Source organism: Serratia sp. CY32780 (genome assembly GCF_052169135.1).
In the GTDB taxonomy this organism is placed as follows: domain Bacteria; phylum Pseudomonadota; class Gammaproteobacteria; order Enterobacterales; family Enterobacteriaceae; genus Serratia; species Serratia sarumanii.
Genome location: NZ_JBJNLI010000001.1, coordinates 1,889,882 through 1,905,504 on the forward strand (window position 1 = coordinate 1,889,882; position 15,623 = coordinate 1,905,504).

The following is a 15,623-nucleotide window of genomic DNA, read 5'->3' on the forward strand; positions in this document are numbered from 1 at the left end:
CGACAGCCTGATGACGGCTTATTATTCTCAACATGGGCCGGCGGCCTGCGCCGCCGGCTCTTACCGTATCAATGCTTGATGATGTACAGGTTTTTGTCGTACACGTTATCAAGCGGGTCTTTGCCGGTGTAGCCACCGACGTAAGGTTTCACCAAACGGGCGTTCACGTAGTAATACAGCGGAACGATGGCGGAATCCTTATCCAGCTGAACTTCCGCTTTCTGATACAGATCGGCGCGCTCGTCTTTGGTCTTCGCGGTCAGCACGTTGGCCATCAGCTTGTCGAACTCGGCGCTCTTGTAGTGCGGGGTGTTACTGCTGCTGTCGGACAACATCATGTTCAGGAACGAACTCGGTTCGTTGTAGTCGGCGCACCAGCCGGCGCGCGCCACGTCATAGGTGCCCTGATGGCGGGTATCCAGGAAGGTTTTCCACTCCTGGTTCACCAGCTTCACGTCCACGCCCAGGTTTTTCTTCCAGATGGAGGCGGCGGCGATCGCCAGCTTCTTGTGCAGGTCTGAAGTGTTGTACAGCAGGGAGAAGGTCAGCGGTTTGCCCGGGCCGTAGCCGGCTTCCGCCAGCAGTTTCTTCGCCGCTTCGTTGCGTTTTTCCTGCGTCCAGCCGAACCACTCCGGCGGGGTCAGCTTGGCGCCGTCGGTGTATGGCGGCGTAAAGCTGTAGGCCGGCAGATCGCCCTGGTTTTTCACCTTGTTGACGATGATGTCGCGATCCATGCCCAGCTTCAGCGCTTCACGTACGCGCGCATCGGTGAACGGCGCCTTCTGGTTGTTGATTTCGTAGTAATAGGTGCACAGGTAAGGATCGACATGCACCTCTTTCGGGATCTCTTTTTTCAGCTTCTGGAACAGTTCGATCGGCATGTTGTTGTAAGTCATGTCGATTTCGCCGGTGCGGTAGCGGTTAACGTCGGTCACTTCCGACGAAATAGGCAGGAACGTCACTTTATTGATGATGGTTTTGGCGTTATCCCAATATTCCGGGTTGCGTTCCAGTACGATGCGTTCGTTGACAATCCAGTCTTTCAGTTTGTAGGCGCCGTTGCTGACGTAGTTGGCCGGCAGCGTCCACTTCTCGCCAAACTTCTCCACCGCGTCTTTGTAAACCGGCTTCATGGCGTAGTGCGGGGTCATTTCAACCAGATAAGGCACCGGCTCGCTCAGGGTCACCTGGAAGGTGTGGTCGTCGATGGCCTTCACGCCCAGCGTCGACTTGTCTTTTTTACCGGCGATGATGTCATCGACGTTTTCCACGTGGGCGTATTGCAGGTAGCTGGCGTAAGGCGACGCGGTTTTCGGATCCACCACGCGCTGCCAGCTATAGACGAAATCTTGCGCCGTTACCGGCTTGCCGTTGGACCATTTGGCGTCTTTACGCAGGTGGAAGGTCCAGACTTTGAAATCCTTGTTATCCCAGCTTTCCGCGACGCCCGGCACGATGGAACCGTCCGGGCTGTTGTTCGCCAGGCCTTCCATCAGATCGCGGGTGACGTTGTTTTCCGGCACGCCCTCGATTTTGTGCGGATCCAGCGACTGCACTTCGGAACCGTTGTTTTTGACGATTTCTTGCTTGTCGGCCAGTTGCACGCCTGCAGGAACCTCGGCGGCAAAGGCGGAGGTGGTTGCTGTGATGCCCAGCGCGGCGATGACGCCGGCGGCAATGAGCGTTTTCTTCGTGATGTTGGTCATACTTATCGACTCCAGTTTTTTATTATCACAGGCTCTTCGTGGAGCCTGCGTTGCCCGTAAGCGGACTCTGTTTTCCCGCCGCCGCGGAACGAATGCGGCGGCCGGCCTTCCCTATATTCCTCCGCGAACTAGCGCCAGGAATACCCCTTTTACTGCTTGATAATGTACAGATTTTTAACGTCGGTATAGTCCAGCGGATCTTTGCCGGTGAACCCGCCCACCGTCGGCTTGATCAACCGCGCGCTGACGCGGTAATAAACCGGGACCAACGCGGAGTCTTTGTCCAGCTGCGCTTCCGCCTGCTGATAGAGCGCGGCGCGCGCGGCCTCATCCGGCGCCTTCAGCGTGGCGGCCATGATGGCGTCGAACGCCGGGCTTTTATAGAACACGGTATTGATGCTGCTGTTGGACAGCACCAGGTTCAGGAACGCGCTGGGCTCGTTGTAATCCCCGCACCAGGTGGCGCGCGCCACGTCGTATTGCCCCTGATGGCGGCTCTCCAGCGACGTTTTCCATTCCTGGTTGCGCAGCGTGACCTCGGCGCCCAGGTTCTTCTTCCACATCGACGCAGCGGCGATCGCCTGCTGTTTGTTTTGATCGGAGGTGTTGTACAGCAGCGAGAATTTCAGCGGCTTGGCGTCGCTGTAGCCCGCTTCCGCCAGCAGTTTCCTGGCTTCGGCGTTGCGCTGTTCCTGGCTCCAGCCGGCCCACGCGGGCGGCGTGAAGTTGGCGCCTTCCGTGAAGGTCGGCGTGAAGCTGTAGGCCGGGATCTGCCCCTGGCCCATAATCTTGTTGGCGATGATGTCACGATCCAGCGTCATCTTCACCGCCGTACGCACGCGCGCATCGGTGAACGGCGCCTGCTTGTTATTGAGCTCGTAATAGAAGGTGCACAGATAAGGGTTAACGTGCAGCTGTTCAGGCATTTCGCGCTTCATCTTGACGTACAGGTACGGCGGAATGGCGCTGTTGGTGATATCGATCTCGCCGCTGCGGAAGCGGTTAACGTCGCTGACTTCCGAGGTAATCGGCAGGAAGGTCGCCTGATTGATCACCGTCTGCTTGTTGTTCCAGTAGCTCGGGCTGCGCTCCAGCACGATGCGCTCGTTCACCACCCACTCTTTCAGGCGGTAAGCGCCATTACCGACGTAGTTGGCAGGCAGCGTCCATTTATCGCCGAATTTCTCTACCACCGCCCGTTTGACCGGTTTGAGCGACGTGTGGCTCAGCATGCTGATGAAATACGGCACCGGCTCGCTCAGCGTCACCTGCAGCGTCTGGTCGTCCAGCGCCTTGACGCCGAGGGTCTGCGGGCTCTTCTTACCGGTCAGGATGTCGTCGATATTCTCGACTTTGGTGTATTGCAGGTAGCTGGCGTAGGGCGAGGCGATTTTCGGATCGGCCAGACGCTGCCAGCTGTAGACGAAATCTTGCGCGGTCACCGGGCTGCCGTCGCTCCACACCGCGCCGGGACGCAGGTGGAAAGTCCATTGCTGATAATTCTGGTTTTCCCAGCTCGCCGCCGCCGCCGGCACCACATGCCCGTTGGCGTCGGTGCTCACCAGCCCTTCCAGCAGGTTAAGAATGATATTGCTTTCCGGTACGCCCTCGACCTTATGCGGATCCAATGAAGCCACTTCGCTGCCGTTGTTGATCACAATATTCTGCTGCTGCGCCAACTGAACGCCGGCCGGCACCTGCGCCGCCCAACCGCTATTTACGGCGCCGACGCTCAGCGCGCCGCTAATCAACAAGGTCAAAGAAGTACGCTTCAGGGTTTGCTGCATAATTGAGGCTCCTTTTCACCGACAAGCATCGCTTATCGAAGTTTGTGAAGTGTTTATAAGAATTCTAAATAAACGGATACCAGCAAAAATCATTCCCGTTTTTATGGCGCATTTCAGTTAATTGACCACGGGAAAGTTGCTCGGAAATTAGCAGAAGCCAAATTCCATAGCCAATAAATTTTACGAAAATGTTAAGCAATTCTCTTTTATCGCACGAAGCCCGATCCGTCCTCTGTGTTCAAGACCAAGAAAAACCAATGTTATTGATATGATTTTAAAGGTAAAAAAACCGAATTCATTTCAATTGAAACCGTCAGCACGATCTCATCGCCGCGAAAAGAAACATTCAGTTAACAATCCAATCATTCAAAGAACAAACACCTGTCTACGGGCGGTTAATCACTAATAACACCTGGATGAAAGTGAGACAAGCCCCACAGAATGATGTGATTAATTTAACAACAGCTTTACCGTTGAACGGGGGCAAAATGCGCGAAAAGGGGGGAGGAAAAGTGGTTGAAATAGCGCTCAGCGCTTTTTTTGAGCAGCAACATGAGATTTATGCAACATAAGAGTGCAACGGCATAATTTTTATTCACTCTGTGCACTATAATAATGCGAACCAATAAATAATTTAAACTTTAAAATTAATTTTAGCCACGCCGACGCGAAAGGTACGCGGCTAAACAAAGGGTATTACAACAGGCCGGGGAATATCGCCTTAATGCCGGTAACGATAAACTCGATGCCGAGCGCCATCAGCAGCAGACCCATGATACGGGTGATCACGTTGATGCCGGTCTGCCCCAGCAAACGCACCAACAGCGGCGCGGCGCGGAACAACAGCCAGCAACAAAAGGCGAACAAGGCGATCGCCACCGTAAAGCCGAGCAGGCTTTGCCAGTTGTGATAACGGGAACTCCACACGATGGTGGAACTGATCGCCCCCGGCCCCGCCATCAGCGGCAGCGCTAACGGCACCACGCCGATGCTTTCGCGGATCGCGCTCTCCGATTTCTCCTGTTTGTTTTGCTTGTCTTCCCCCAGCTTGCCGCTGATCATCGACATGGCGATGGTCACCACCAGAATACCGCCGGCGATGCGGAACGAATCGATAGAGATGCCGAACATCCGCAGGATCCCTTCGCCCAGGAAAAGCGACGTCCACAAAATGATGGCGACCGACAGGTTGGCGGTCAGGTTGGTTTTATTGCGCCCCGCTTCCGCCTGGTAGCTGGTCATGCTGATAAACACCGGCAAGATGCCCACCGGGTTGACCAGCGCAAACAGACCGACAAAGAACTTGATAAAGCCGGAAAGATCCAACAGAGATTGGCCCACAGATGCTCCGCATTAATCGCTATAAAAAAGGTGTGCTGCCTATGCGCGCTAATGTAATGGAATTGGCGCGGGTAATCCATCCGGCCCAAGCAGCATTTTTGACTGTCAGCAAGTTATGCAACGAAACAAATGCCCTTTGTTAAAGTGATGTTTGGCCTTTTGATTTTTTATGTTGAAAAAAGAGTCATCGCTCACAGTTATCAAGAATGATTCCCAACACCGGCAAGCTGAAAGGTGTCAGCTTGCACTTTTCATGATTTAGATCACAAATCGACTACCCAACAGTGGGTAAGCTCTTAGTCGTAGTCAGGGAGTAGAACAAAGTCGGCGGCAGCCCAGCCGGTTCCCTTCTCCTCACTGCCTGCCCCTCCGGTTGGCGTAGGGTGAAGCTCTTTAAGCAAATCAGCAGCATGCGAAGAAATAACGCGGGAAAGCCCCGGTATTCAAATCACCGTTTATTCCCGTTATGACTATACTAGTGGCTCGCACGGCTTATTTACTGAAAGAGTTTAACATTATCAGGAGAGCATTATGGCTGTAACGAATGTCGCTGAACTGAACGAGCTTGTCGCACGTGTCAAAAAAGCCCAGCGCGAATATGCCAACTTCACTCAAGAGCAAGTGGATAAAATTTTCCGCGCTGCCGCCCTCGCCGCTGCTGATGCCCGTATCCCGTTGGCCAAAATGGCCGTGGAAGAATCCGGAATGGGTATCGTCGAAGACAAAGTGATCAAAAACCACTTCGCTTCCGAGTACATCTACAACGCCTATAAAGATGAAAAAACCTGTGGCATCCTGTCTGAAGATGACACCTTCGGTACCATCACCATCGCCGAGCCTATCGGCCTGATTTGCGGTATCGTCCCTACCACCAACCCAACTTCTACCGCGATCTTCAAAGCGCTGATCAGCCTGAAAACCCGTAACGGCATCATCTTCTCGCCGCACCCGCGTGCGAAAAATGCCACCAACAAAGCCGCCGATATCGTGCTGCAAGCCGCTATCGCCGCCGGCGCGCCGAAAGACATCATCGGTTGGATCGACCAACCGACCGTCGAGCTGTCCAACCAGCTGATGCACCACCCGGACATCAACCTGATCCTGGCCACCGGTGGCCCGGGCATGGTGAAAGCCGCCTACAGCTCCGGCAAACCGGCCATCGGCGTCGGCGCCGGTAATACGCCGGTGGTGGTAGACGAAACCGCAGACATCAAGCGCGTGGTCGCGTCTATCCTGATGTCCAAAACCTTCGACAGCGGCGTTATCTGCGCTTCCGAACAGTCGGTCATCGTCGTCGACTCTATTTATGATGCGGTACGCGAACGCTTCGCTTCCCACGGCGGCTATCTGCTGCAGGGTAAAGAACTGAAAGCGGTGCAGGACATCATCCTGAAAAACGGCGGTCTGAACGCGGCCATCGTCGGGCAATCCGCACCGAAAATCGCCGAGATGGCAGGCATCAAAGTGCCGGCCAACACCAAAGTGCTGATCGGCGAAGTGAAGCTGGTCGACGAGTCCGAACCTTTCGCCCATGAAAAACTGTCGCCGACGCTGGCGATGTACCGGGCCAAAGACTTCGAAGACGCCGTCGCCAAAGCCGAAAAACTGGTCGCCATGGGCGGTATCGGCCACACTTCCTGCCTGTACACCGACCAGGATAACCAAACGGCTCGCATTGCCTACTTCGGCGATAAAATGAAAACGGCTCGCATCCTGATCAACACCCCGGCTTCTCAGGGCGGTATCGGCGACCTGTATAACTTCAAACTCGCGCCTTCGCTGACGCTGGGTTGCGGCTCCTGGGGTGGTAACTCCATCTCTGAAAACGTCGGACCTAAACACCTGATCAACAAGAAAACTGTAGCGAAGCGAGCAGAAAACATGTTGTGGCATAAACTTCCGAAATCGATCTACTTCCGCCGTGGCTCGCTGCCTATCGCGCTGGAAGAAGTGGCGACCGACGGGGCAAAACGCGCCTTCATCGTGACCGACCGTTTCCTGTTCAACAACGGCTATGCCGACCAGATCACCAAGGTTCTGAAGTCTCACGGCATCGAAACCGAAGTGTTCTTCGAAGTGGAAGCCGACCCGACACTGAGCATCGTGCGTAAAGGCGCCGAGCAGATGAACTCCTTCAAACCGGACGTCATCATCGCGCTGGGCGGCGGTTCGCCGATGGACGCTGCGAAAATCATGTGGGTGCTGTACGAACATCCTGAAACCCACTTCGAGGATCTGGCGCTGCGCTTCATGGACATTCGCAAGCGTATCTACAAGTTCCCGAAAATGGGCGTGAAAGCGAAGATGATCGCTATCACCACCACCTCAGGCACCGGTTCGGAAGTCACGCCATTCGCCGTCGTGACCGACGACACCACCGGGCAGAAATACCCGCTGGCCGACTATGCGCTGACCCCGGACATGGCGATTGTCGACGCCAACCTGGTGATGAACATGCCGAAATCCCTGTGTGCCTTCGGCGGTCTGGATGCGGTCACCCACGCGCTGGAAGCCTACGTCTCGGTGCTGGCGAACGAATACTCCGACGGCCAGGCGCTGCAGGCGCTGAAACTGTTGAAAGAGTATCTGCCGGCCAGCTATAAAGAAGGCGCGAAAAACCCGGTTGCTCGTGAACGCGTGCACAACGCCGCCACCATCGCCGGTATCGCTTTCGCCAACGCCTTCCTTGGGGTTTGTCACTCCATGGCGCACAAGCTGGGTTCGGAGTTCCACATTCCGCACGGCCTGGCCAACGCGATGCTGATTTCCAACGTTATTCGCTACAATGCGAACGACAACCCGACCAAGCAGACGGCCTTCAGCCAGTACGACCGCCCTCAGGCGCGCCGCCGCTACGCTGAAATCGCCGACCACCTCGGCCTGAGCGCCCCGGGCGACCGCACCGCGCAGAAGATTGAGAAACTGCTGGCCTGGCTGGACGAGCTGAAAACCGAGTTGGGCATCCCAACCTCCATCCGCGAAGCGGGTGTGCAGGAGGCGGACTTCCTGGCGAAAGTCGACAAGCTGTCGGAAGACGCGTTCGACGACCAATGCACCGGCGCCAACCCGCGCTATCCGCTGATTGCCGAACTGAAGCAAATCATGCTGGATACCTTCTACGGCCGCGAATTCAGCGAAGCGGTAGAAGAGGAAGCTGCCGCTCCGGCTGCCGCCAAAGCCGCGGTAAAGAAGCCCAAGAAATAACGGTTCCGTGAACCGATAAAAAAACCCGCCACACGGCGGGTTTTTTATTGCGCCCGAGGCGCTGCATTTCGACTCAGGTCACCAAAACGCTTCAGCGGGCTTTGGCGGCGTTTTCTCCCCTACTCCAGGGAGTGAATCGCTTCTTTATAATGCTTGCGGCAGACGGAGACATAGCTCTCGTTACCGCCAATCACCACCTGCTCACCGGCGTGCATCGCCTGGCCGTTTTCATCCAACCGCAACACCATATTGGCTTTGCGCCCGCAGTGGCAGATGGTTTTCAATTCCACCAGCTTATCAGCCCAGGCCAGCAAATATTGGCTGCCGATAAACAGCTCACCGAGAAAATCGGTACGCAGGCCGTAGCACAATACGGGAATGTCCAGTTGGTCCACCACATCGCACAATTGCTCAACCTGGGCCTTGGTCAGGAACTGGCTTTCATCCAGCAGCACGCAATGCACCGGCTGCTGTTGATGCTCCTGCTGAATCATGGCGTACAGCATCGAGTCGTTGTTATAGAGCTGGGCCTGCGAGGATAAACCGATGCGCGAGCTGACTTTGCCCACCCCAAAGCGGTGATCGATCTCCGCAGTGAACACCAGCGTGCGCATACCACGTTCTTGATAGTTATATGAAGACTGTAGCAGCGCGGTGGACTTGCCGGCATTCATCGCAGAGTAATAAAAATAAAGTTGAGCCATGGCCCCGCAACTCCGATGGTATAAGAAATATTCAAATGTTGATTAGGACGGTGAGTGTACCATAACCCGCCCCCCGGCTCAGCCCAAAGCGAGCGAATATTGCGTTCGCCGTAATAATGCGCTTTCAAGCGAAACATATCCTTCTGTCGGCCCGTTCTTTTTACCGCTATTTACAGGATAATGTATGCCTGTCATCACTATTAATTCTTGCTAATGGTTAAGCCGGTCATTTGCCGATTAATGCATAATCCCCCCTTTCACCTCGGCAGGCGCCGTGACCGCGGCGGAGTGCTTGCCTATTATACGTGAGGCCAATACAGGGCATTTAATCACCTTCGTTCTCCCCCGACGTTTCCTGACGCAATCTTTACCCAGATACCCCTATTGTTTACAATGTCTGCCTCGTCATGACGTGATTAAGCCCACAGAACCCATTGTAATATTGATATAAATTACAGCGATAACTTATCGATGAAAGCCTTGTGCCACGCGCATTTTAAAGCATGCCTGCTGAAATTTTGACTTAAGTGCGGTGAGGGTAATAGTTAACAGCCCTTCCTATATTAGTCGGACAGATCCGATTAACGGTTTTTTAAAAGGTAAATTTGAGTATTCAAGTCAATTTGGCTATTGCAGAAAGGAAAATAGCACTCTATTATTATCGAGACGCCCCCCACCAATATAATTTGAGACTAGGACAATGAGCGAAGCATTAAAGATTTTGAACAACATCCGCACTCTGCGCGCCCAGGCAAGAGAATGCACACTGGAAACGCTGGAAGAAATGCTCGAGAAACTGGAAGTTGTTGTGAACGAACGTCGCGAAGAAGACAGCCAGGCTCAAGCAGAAATCGAAGAACGCACTCGTAAACTGCAGCAATACCGCGAAATGCTGATTGCTGACGGTATCGATCCGAATGAACTGCTGCAAACCATGGCTGCCAACAAGGCTGCCGGCAAAGCAAAACGTGCAGCACGTCCTGCTAAATACCAATATAAAGACGAAAACGGCGAACTGAAAACCTGGACCGGCCAAGGCCGTACCCCTGCGGTGATTAAGAAAGCTATCGAAGAGCAAGGTAAATCTCTGGATGATTTCCTGCTGTAATAGCGATTCAGTCCGTATCTGAAAGGCTCCCTGCGGGGGGCCTTTTCATTTTAAAGCTTATAGCCGTGATCCCGCCTCATCCCTTTTCTTTTAGTAAATATCCTAATTCGCATTTTCCTCCTTGCACGAAATCCCAGTGAAAAAAAAGGGCCCTAAGGCCCCTTTATCGCATTTACCCTCGTTCAATTATTGAACCTGGTAGAATGCCTTATACCAATCAACAAAGCGCTTCACACCCTCTTCAACGCTGGTTTCCGGCTTAAAACCAATGTCACGATAAAGCTCTGCGGTATCCGCGCTGGTATCCATCACGTCGCCAGGTTGCATCGGCAGCATATTCTTGCGGGCCGTTACCCCCAAAGCCTGCTCCAATGCCGTGATATATTCCATCAGTTTAACGGGGGAGTTATTGCCGATATTATAAACATGATACGGCGCGGAACTGGTCGCCGGCGATCCCTGTTCAACGGTCCATGACGGATCTGCCTGCGGAATAACCGCCTGCAGCCGCACAATCGCCTCGGTGATATCATCAATGTAAGTAAAGTCACGGTGCATTTCACCGTGGTTATATACATCGATGCTCTCCCCCGCCAATATGGCCTTGGTAAACTTGAACAGCGCCATATCCGGACGCCCCCAGGGACCATATACGGTAAAGAAGCGCAGCCCCGTCGTCGGAAGACCGTATAAATGAGAGTAGCTGTGTGACATCAGCTCATTGGCTTTTTTGGTTGCCGCATACAGTGACACAGGGTGGTCGACAGAATCTTCGGTAGCAAACGGCAGCTTGCGATTGAGGCCATAAACAGAGCTGGAAGACGCGTAAAGTAAATGCTCGACCTTATTATGCCGGCAGCCTTCCAGCACGTTCAAATGGCCGATCAGGTTGGCGTCCGCATAAGCCAACGGGTTGACCAGCGAATAACGCACGCCGGCTTGCGCGCCCAAATGAATGACGCGCTGAAACTGATGCTCGGCGAACAATGCCGCCATGCCTTCGCGATCGGCCAAATCCAGCTTGATAAAGCGGAATCCCGGCTTATCCGCCAGTCTGTCCAGACGGGCCGTTTTCAGGCCCACGTCATAATAGTCATTCAGGTTATCGATGCCGACAACCTGATGCCCGGCGGTCAACAAACGCTCTGCAACGTGATAACCAATAAACCCTGCGGCGCCTGTAACCAGGAATTTCATGGTCACTCCTTAAATAACCGGTTTAATCGATGCGCCGCGGCCAATCGCATAGTAGGTAAAGCCACGATTCGCCAAACGCTCCGGATCGTACAGGTTACGTCCATCGAAGATCACCGGCTGTTTCAACGCACCCTTGATCACGTCGAAGTCCGGTGCGCGGAAATTCTGCCATTCGGTGCAAATCACCAGCGCATCGGCGCCGTGCAACGCAGCCTCTTTGGTGCCCATCAGTTTCAGATCGTCACGCTGGCCATAGATGCGCTGAACTTCGTTCATCGCTTCCGGATCGTAGGCTTGAACGGTGGCGCCGGCAGCCCACAGTTGCTCCATCAGCACGCGGCTGGAGGCTTCACGCATGTCATCGGTATTCGGCTTGAACGCCAGACCCCACAGTGCGAAGGTTTTGCCCTTCAAATCGCTGCCGAAATAGTCTTTGATAAAGCTGCTCAGCTTGTCTTTCTGTTGGTAGTTGACCTGCTCTACCGCCTGCAACAGCTTCGGTTGGTAACCGATCTGCTCCGCCGTGCGGATCAAGGCCTGCACATCTTTCGGGAAGCAAGAGCCACCGTAGCCACAGCCAGGGTAGATGAAGTGATAGCCGATGCGTGAATCGGAACCGATGCCCTGACGCACTTTCTCGATGTCCGCGCCCAGCATTTCCGCCAGGTTGGACATTTCGTTCATAAAGCTGATTTTGGTCGCCAACATGCAGTTGGCGGCGTATTTGGTCAGCTCCGCGCTGCGGATATCCATCATGATCATACGATCGTGATTGCGGTTAAACGGCTCGTACAGCTCGCGAATAGGTTCGATCACCTCTTTATTATCGGTACCGATCACGATGCGCTCAGGGCGCATGCAGTCAGCCACCGCAGCGCCTTCCTTCAGGAATTCAGGGTTGGACACCACGTCGAACGGCACGTTGCTGCCGCGCTTAGCCAGCGTTTCCGCCATCACCTGACGCACCTTGTCCGCCGTGCCGACCGGCACGGTGGATTTGTCGATCACCACTTTGCGATCGGTCATGTGCTCGGCGATGGTGCGCGCCACCGCGGTGACATATTTCAGATCGGCGGAGCCGTCCTCATCCGGCGGCGTGCCGACGGCGATAAACTGGATATTCCCGTGCGCCACGCCCGCTTTGGCATCGGTGGTGAAATGCAGGCGCCCGGCCTCATAGTTTTGCTGCACCAGCGGCGCCAGGCCCGGCTCAAAAATCGGGATATTCCCTTTTTTCAGGTTTTCGACTTTTCGCTCATCAACATCGATGCACATAACGTCATGGCCAACTTCAGCCAGCACCGCGGCCTGTACCAGCCCCACATAACCAATACCAAAAACTGTTACTTTCATGTGAAAATCCTAGTTTTTCAAATTAAGACGAAAGATAAAATCACTTCTTGTCAGCGGCAACAACCTGTTGCAGCCACTGAGAAAATTCTTTGCCCAGGCTGGCATGACGCATGCTGTACTCTACAAAAGCCTGCATGTAACCCAGTTTATTACCGCAGTCATGGCTCACGCCTTTCAGGTGATACGCTTCCACCGTTTCCTGCTGCATCAGCATTTCGATGCTGTCAGTCAGCTGAATTTCATCGCCGGCGCCTGGAGGCGTTTTCGCCAACAGCGGCCAAATATCGGCGGACAACACGTAACGCCCGACAATCGCCAGGTTGGAAGGCGCTTTATCCGGCGACGGCTTCTCGACCACGCTGACCATCGGCGCGCTTTCGCCCGGTTGCAGATCGACGCCCTTGCAGTCGGCTACGCCGTAGTTTCCGACATCCTTATGCGGCACGGGTTCAACCATGATTTGGCTGACGCCGGTGGTTTCGAAGCGCTGCAGCATTTCGTGCAGGTTGTCTTTTTTCGGATCGGCGCTGTATTCATCGAGGATCACGTCAGGAAGCACCACCGCGACCGGCTCATCGCCCACCATCGGGTAGGCACACATAATTGCGTGCCCCAGGCCTTTGGCATTGCCCTGACGAACCTGCATCACGGTAACGCCTTTCGGGCAGATCGACTGCACTTCATCCAGCAATTGGCGCTTGACGCGTTTTTCCAGCATCGCTTCGAGTTCGAAACTGGTATCAAAATGGTTTTCGATCGAGTTCTTGGAGGAGTGGGTGACCAGCACAATCTCGTTAATCCCCGCCGCAATGCACTCATTGACGACGTATTGGATCAGCGGTTTATCAACCAGAGGCAGCATTTCTTTCGGAATGGCTTTGGTGGCCGGCAACATCCGCGTACCCAAGCCTGCAACCGGGATCACGGCTTTTCTGACTTTGCGATTTACAGCAGGCATTATTTCCTCTCTTAAAGCTAAGACGCTCATTTTATGAGCTTGGCTCGATATAAAAAAACCTTCGGAGTATACCAGCTTATACGCGCCGAGCATTAGCCGGAACACAAATAGAAAACATTTAGGACTATTACCCGTTCGGATAATCGGGAGAATAAATAAACGGTTTAATTACCGATAAGTGAATAGCTTAAGATCTCGCCGATCGCTGCCTGTTATTCAGCGCTGAGCATCAGCCGCAATCGGCCACCGCTGCCCCATACCTGACACTGCCAGGCGGCACAGCGCTGACTGATCTGATTCATGTAGGTAGCTCCCAGCGTCCCCAGCGGCACGCCGTTGTTCAGCTGGATTTGATTGTCACCGGTATTGACGTTGGCATGCAGCCCGGCGGAAACCAGGATCAGGTTTTTATTTTCGGCGTGATAATATCCCAACAACAGAGGGAATTGACCGTCTAATTTCCCCTGCCGCAATAATTGATTAACCTGCTTTAACAATGCCGACATTTGCGGCAGACGATGCTGTTGATTAGCCAGATGATCTTGCAGCAGCCCATTAAATAACGCGCGCAACAGCAAAGCCGCCAATACGCCATTATCGCCGGCGCGCGTGACGTCCAGGCAATAGAATGCCAGATCCTTTTCTGACAAGGCGGCGATATCCAGCACCAGGCCGGGATTTTCGCCGGTGGTTAACTGCCGATAGTTGATCCGGCAATGCGCAATGGTCTGCTGTACCGGCGGCTGCAATTGTTTAAGCAGTTTGACGGCTTCGGAAGGATTTTTGCTCAGCGCATCCCAATCCTGAAACAGTTCAACCTCTTCAATCGCCTGGGAGGTGAACATATTGGGGTATAAGCACGCCAGCACCGCTTCACGCAGGCGGTTGAGATCGGTCAGCGGCTTGAGCAGCACATCCTGCACGCCCAACCGCAGCACCTTGGCGATGTCAGCCATCTTGTCGGTGGCCGAGATCACCAGCACCGGGATCTGTACCCCCTGCAAACGCAGGTGTTCAACGAATTCGATACCGCCCATTTCCGGCATCGCGAGATCGCACAGAATCAGATCCGGCTTGAAGTCATCGACGGCACTCAACGCCTGTAAACCGTTGGTCGCCTCGCCGGTTTCAGCGCCCAGCGAGGCCAAATAACCGACCAGCACCGAACGAAAAACCTGTTCGTCCTCAACGATCAAGATGCGCTTGTGAGTAAGTGGTAATGCCATCAGCCGAGCCTCGTCCCTTTCCATAGTGTAATAGTGGCTCAAAAAGGTCACTTATGCTCGTCTGAAACAGACTGACCGCGCAATGCCAACCGAGAACCGAGAATTATCTATTTTTTATCAACGGCAACAACCGATCCAGTTGTTTTTCCACCGCCAGCAATCCCGCTTCGATCGCTTCATTGGCGCGGTGGAAATCCAGCGTCGAGATTTGCGGGCAAAAAGGTTGAATCAGCACATCCGGCGGATCGCTCGCCATCCGGTTGCGCTTCAGGCGATTTTCCAGCATTTGAATCGAGGTGCCCATGACCTCCATCGCCGTGGGCGCCGCCGCCGGTTTGCGCTGCCGCATTCTGCCGATGCGCTCCCGCAGACGCCCGCGCCAGGTGGCCGCTGGCGCATCGTCCGGGCTTTCTTCCTCGATACGTATCGAGAACAGATCCTGCTGCATCAGGTGCGCGTCATGCTGCAGATCGACCGCGATGACGATATCGGCGCCCATGGCGCGGCAAAGCGACACCGGCACCGGATTGACCACCGCGCCATCCACCAGCCAATAGCCGTCGGCCCACACCGGTGCCAACAGGCCAGGCATGCTGCAGGAGGCGCGTATCGCCTGATGAATATCGCCTTCAGTCAGCCACAGCTCACGCCCGGTGCTGAGATTGGTCGTCACGGCGCCGAACTTCAGCGCACATTCGGCGATATCATTGATCTTCAACAACTGTCCGACGGCGTTAAACACCCGCTCGCCGCGCAACAGGCCGCCACGGTGCCAGGAAAAATCCATCAGGCGAATCACGTCCCAATAGCTGAACGATCGCACCCACTGCTCCATCGCCGGCAGACGATGGCTGGCGAACGCCGCCCCCACCAACGCGCCGACGGAGCAACCGGCCACGATATCAACCTCAATCCCCAGTTTCTTTATCGCATTAATCACGCCGATGTGCGCCCAGCCTTTGGCCGAGCCCGCCCCCAGCGCCAGTCCGATCTTGATTTGCCGCATAGCGCCATCCTCGCGGTGAAAGGTGTTCTCTGC

At 54.5% G+C, this 15,623-nt stretch carries 11 protein-coding genes; 2 read left to right on the plus strand and 9 right to left on the minus strand.

The window, feature by feature from the left end; all coding sequences use genetic code 11:
* Window positions 1-68: 68 nt before the first annotated feature.
* The 3 genes from oppA to ACJ8HH_RS09105 all read right to left on the minus strand — a co-directional run bounded on the left by oppA (window position 69) and on the right by ACJ8HH_RS09105 (window position 4,834).
* A complete protein-coding gene (gene oppA, locus ACJ8HH_RS09095) occupies window positions 69-1,706 on the minus strand; it encodes an oligopeptide ABC transporter substrate-binding protein OppA (RefSeq protein ID WP_033634785.1) in 1,638 nt (545 codons plus the stop codon).
* Window positions 1,707-1,855: 149 nt separating this feature from the next.
* Window positions 1,856-3,493, minus strand: coding sequence for an ABC transporter substrate-binding protein (locus ACJ8HH_RS09100; protein ID WP_033634786.1), 1,638 nt, complete (start codon window positions 3,491-3,493; stop codon window positions 1,856-1,858).
* 696 nt (window positions 3,494-4,189) lie between these two features.
* The gene (locus ACJ8HH_RS09105) at window positions 4,190-4,834 is read right to left on the minus strand and encodes a YchE family NAAT transporter (protein WP_015378089.1); all 645 of its coding nucleotides are present in this window, start codon (window positions 4,832-4,834) and stop codon (window positions 4,190-4,192) included.
* A gap of 531 nt (window positions 4,835-5,365) precedes the next feature.
* Here ACJ8HH_RS09105 and adhE point away from each other — a divergent pair.
* Window positions 5,366-8,038 (plus strand): bifunctional acetaldehyde-CoA/alcohol dehydrogenase, encoded by a 2,673-nt coding sequence (adhE, locus tag ACJ8HH_RS09110; protein WP_033634787.1) that lies wholly within the window; start codon window positions 5,366-5,368, stop codon window positions 8,036-8,038.
* Window positions 8,039-8,157: 119 nt separating this feature from the next.
* Here the strand turns inward: adhE and ACJ8HH_RS09115 are convergent, their stop codons facing one another.
* Window positions 8,158-8,742, minus strand: a complete 585-nt coding sequence (locus ACJ8HH_RS09115) for a thymidine kinase (RefSeq protein WP_033634789.1) — start codon at window positions 8,740-8,742, stop codon at window positions 8,158-8,160.
* Window positions 8,743-9,442: 700 nt separating this feature from the next.
* On the opposite strand from ACJ8HH_RS09115, the gene hns reads away from it, so the two are divergent.
* Entirely contained in the window at window positions 9,443-9,850 is a 408-nt protein-coding gene (gene hns / locus ACJ8HH_RS09120) for a histone-like nucleoid-structuring protein H-NS (protein ID WP_004932170.1), read from the plus strand.
* A 186-nt stretch (window positions 9,851-10,036) separates the two neighbouring features.
* Here hns and ACJ8HH_RS09125 read toward each other — a convergent pair whose 3' ends face one another.
* The 5 genes from ACJ8HH_RS09125 to rssA all read right to left on the minus strand — a co-directional run bounded on the left by ACJ8HH_RS09125 (window position 10,037) and on the right by rssA (window position 15,590).
* Window positions 10,037-11,047 (minus strand): NAD-dependent epimerase, encoded by a 1,011-nt coding sequence (locus ACJ8HH_RS09125; RefSeq protein WP_033634790.1) that lies wholly within the window; start codon window positions 11,045-11,047, stop codon window positions 10,037-10,039.
* 9 nt (window positions 11,048-11,056) lie between these two features.
* The gene (locus ACJ8HH_RS09130) at window positions 11,057-12,400 is read right to left on the minus strand and encodes a UDP-glucose dehydrogenase family protein (RefSeq protein WP_033634791.1); all 1,344 of its coding nucleotides are present in this window, start codon (window positions 12,398-12,400) and stop codon (window positions 11,057-11,059) included.
* Between the two features lie 40 nt (window positions 12,401-12,440).
* Window positions 12,441-13,358: a UTP--glucose-1-phosphate uridylyltransferase GalU gene (galU, locus tag ACJ8HH_RS09135; protein ID WP_033647598.1), complete on the minus strand. Its 918-nt coding sequence runs from the start codon at window positions 13,356-13,358 to the stop codon at window positions 12,441-12,443.
* A 212-nt stretch (window positions 13,359-13,570) separates the two neighbouring features.
* The gene (gene rssB, locus ACJ8HH_RS09140) at window positions 13,571-14,584 is read right to left on the minus strand and encodes a two-component system response regulator RssB (RefSeq protein ID WP_033634794.1); all 1,014 of its coding nucleotides are present in this window, start codon (window positions 14,582-14,584) and stop codon (window positions 13,571-13,573) included.
* A 103-nt stretch (window positions 14,585-14,687) separates the two neighbouring features.
* Window positions 14,688-15,590, minus strand: coding sequence for a patatin-like phospholipase RssA (gene rssA, locus ACJ8HH_RS09145; protein ID WP_033634795.1), 903 nt, complete (start codon window positions 15,588-15,590; stop codon window positions 14,688-14,690).
* Window positions 15,591-15,623: the final 33 nt, after the last annotated feature.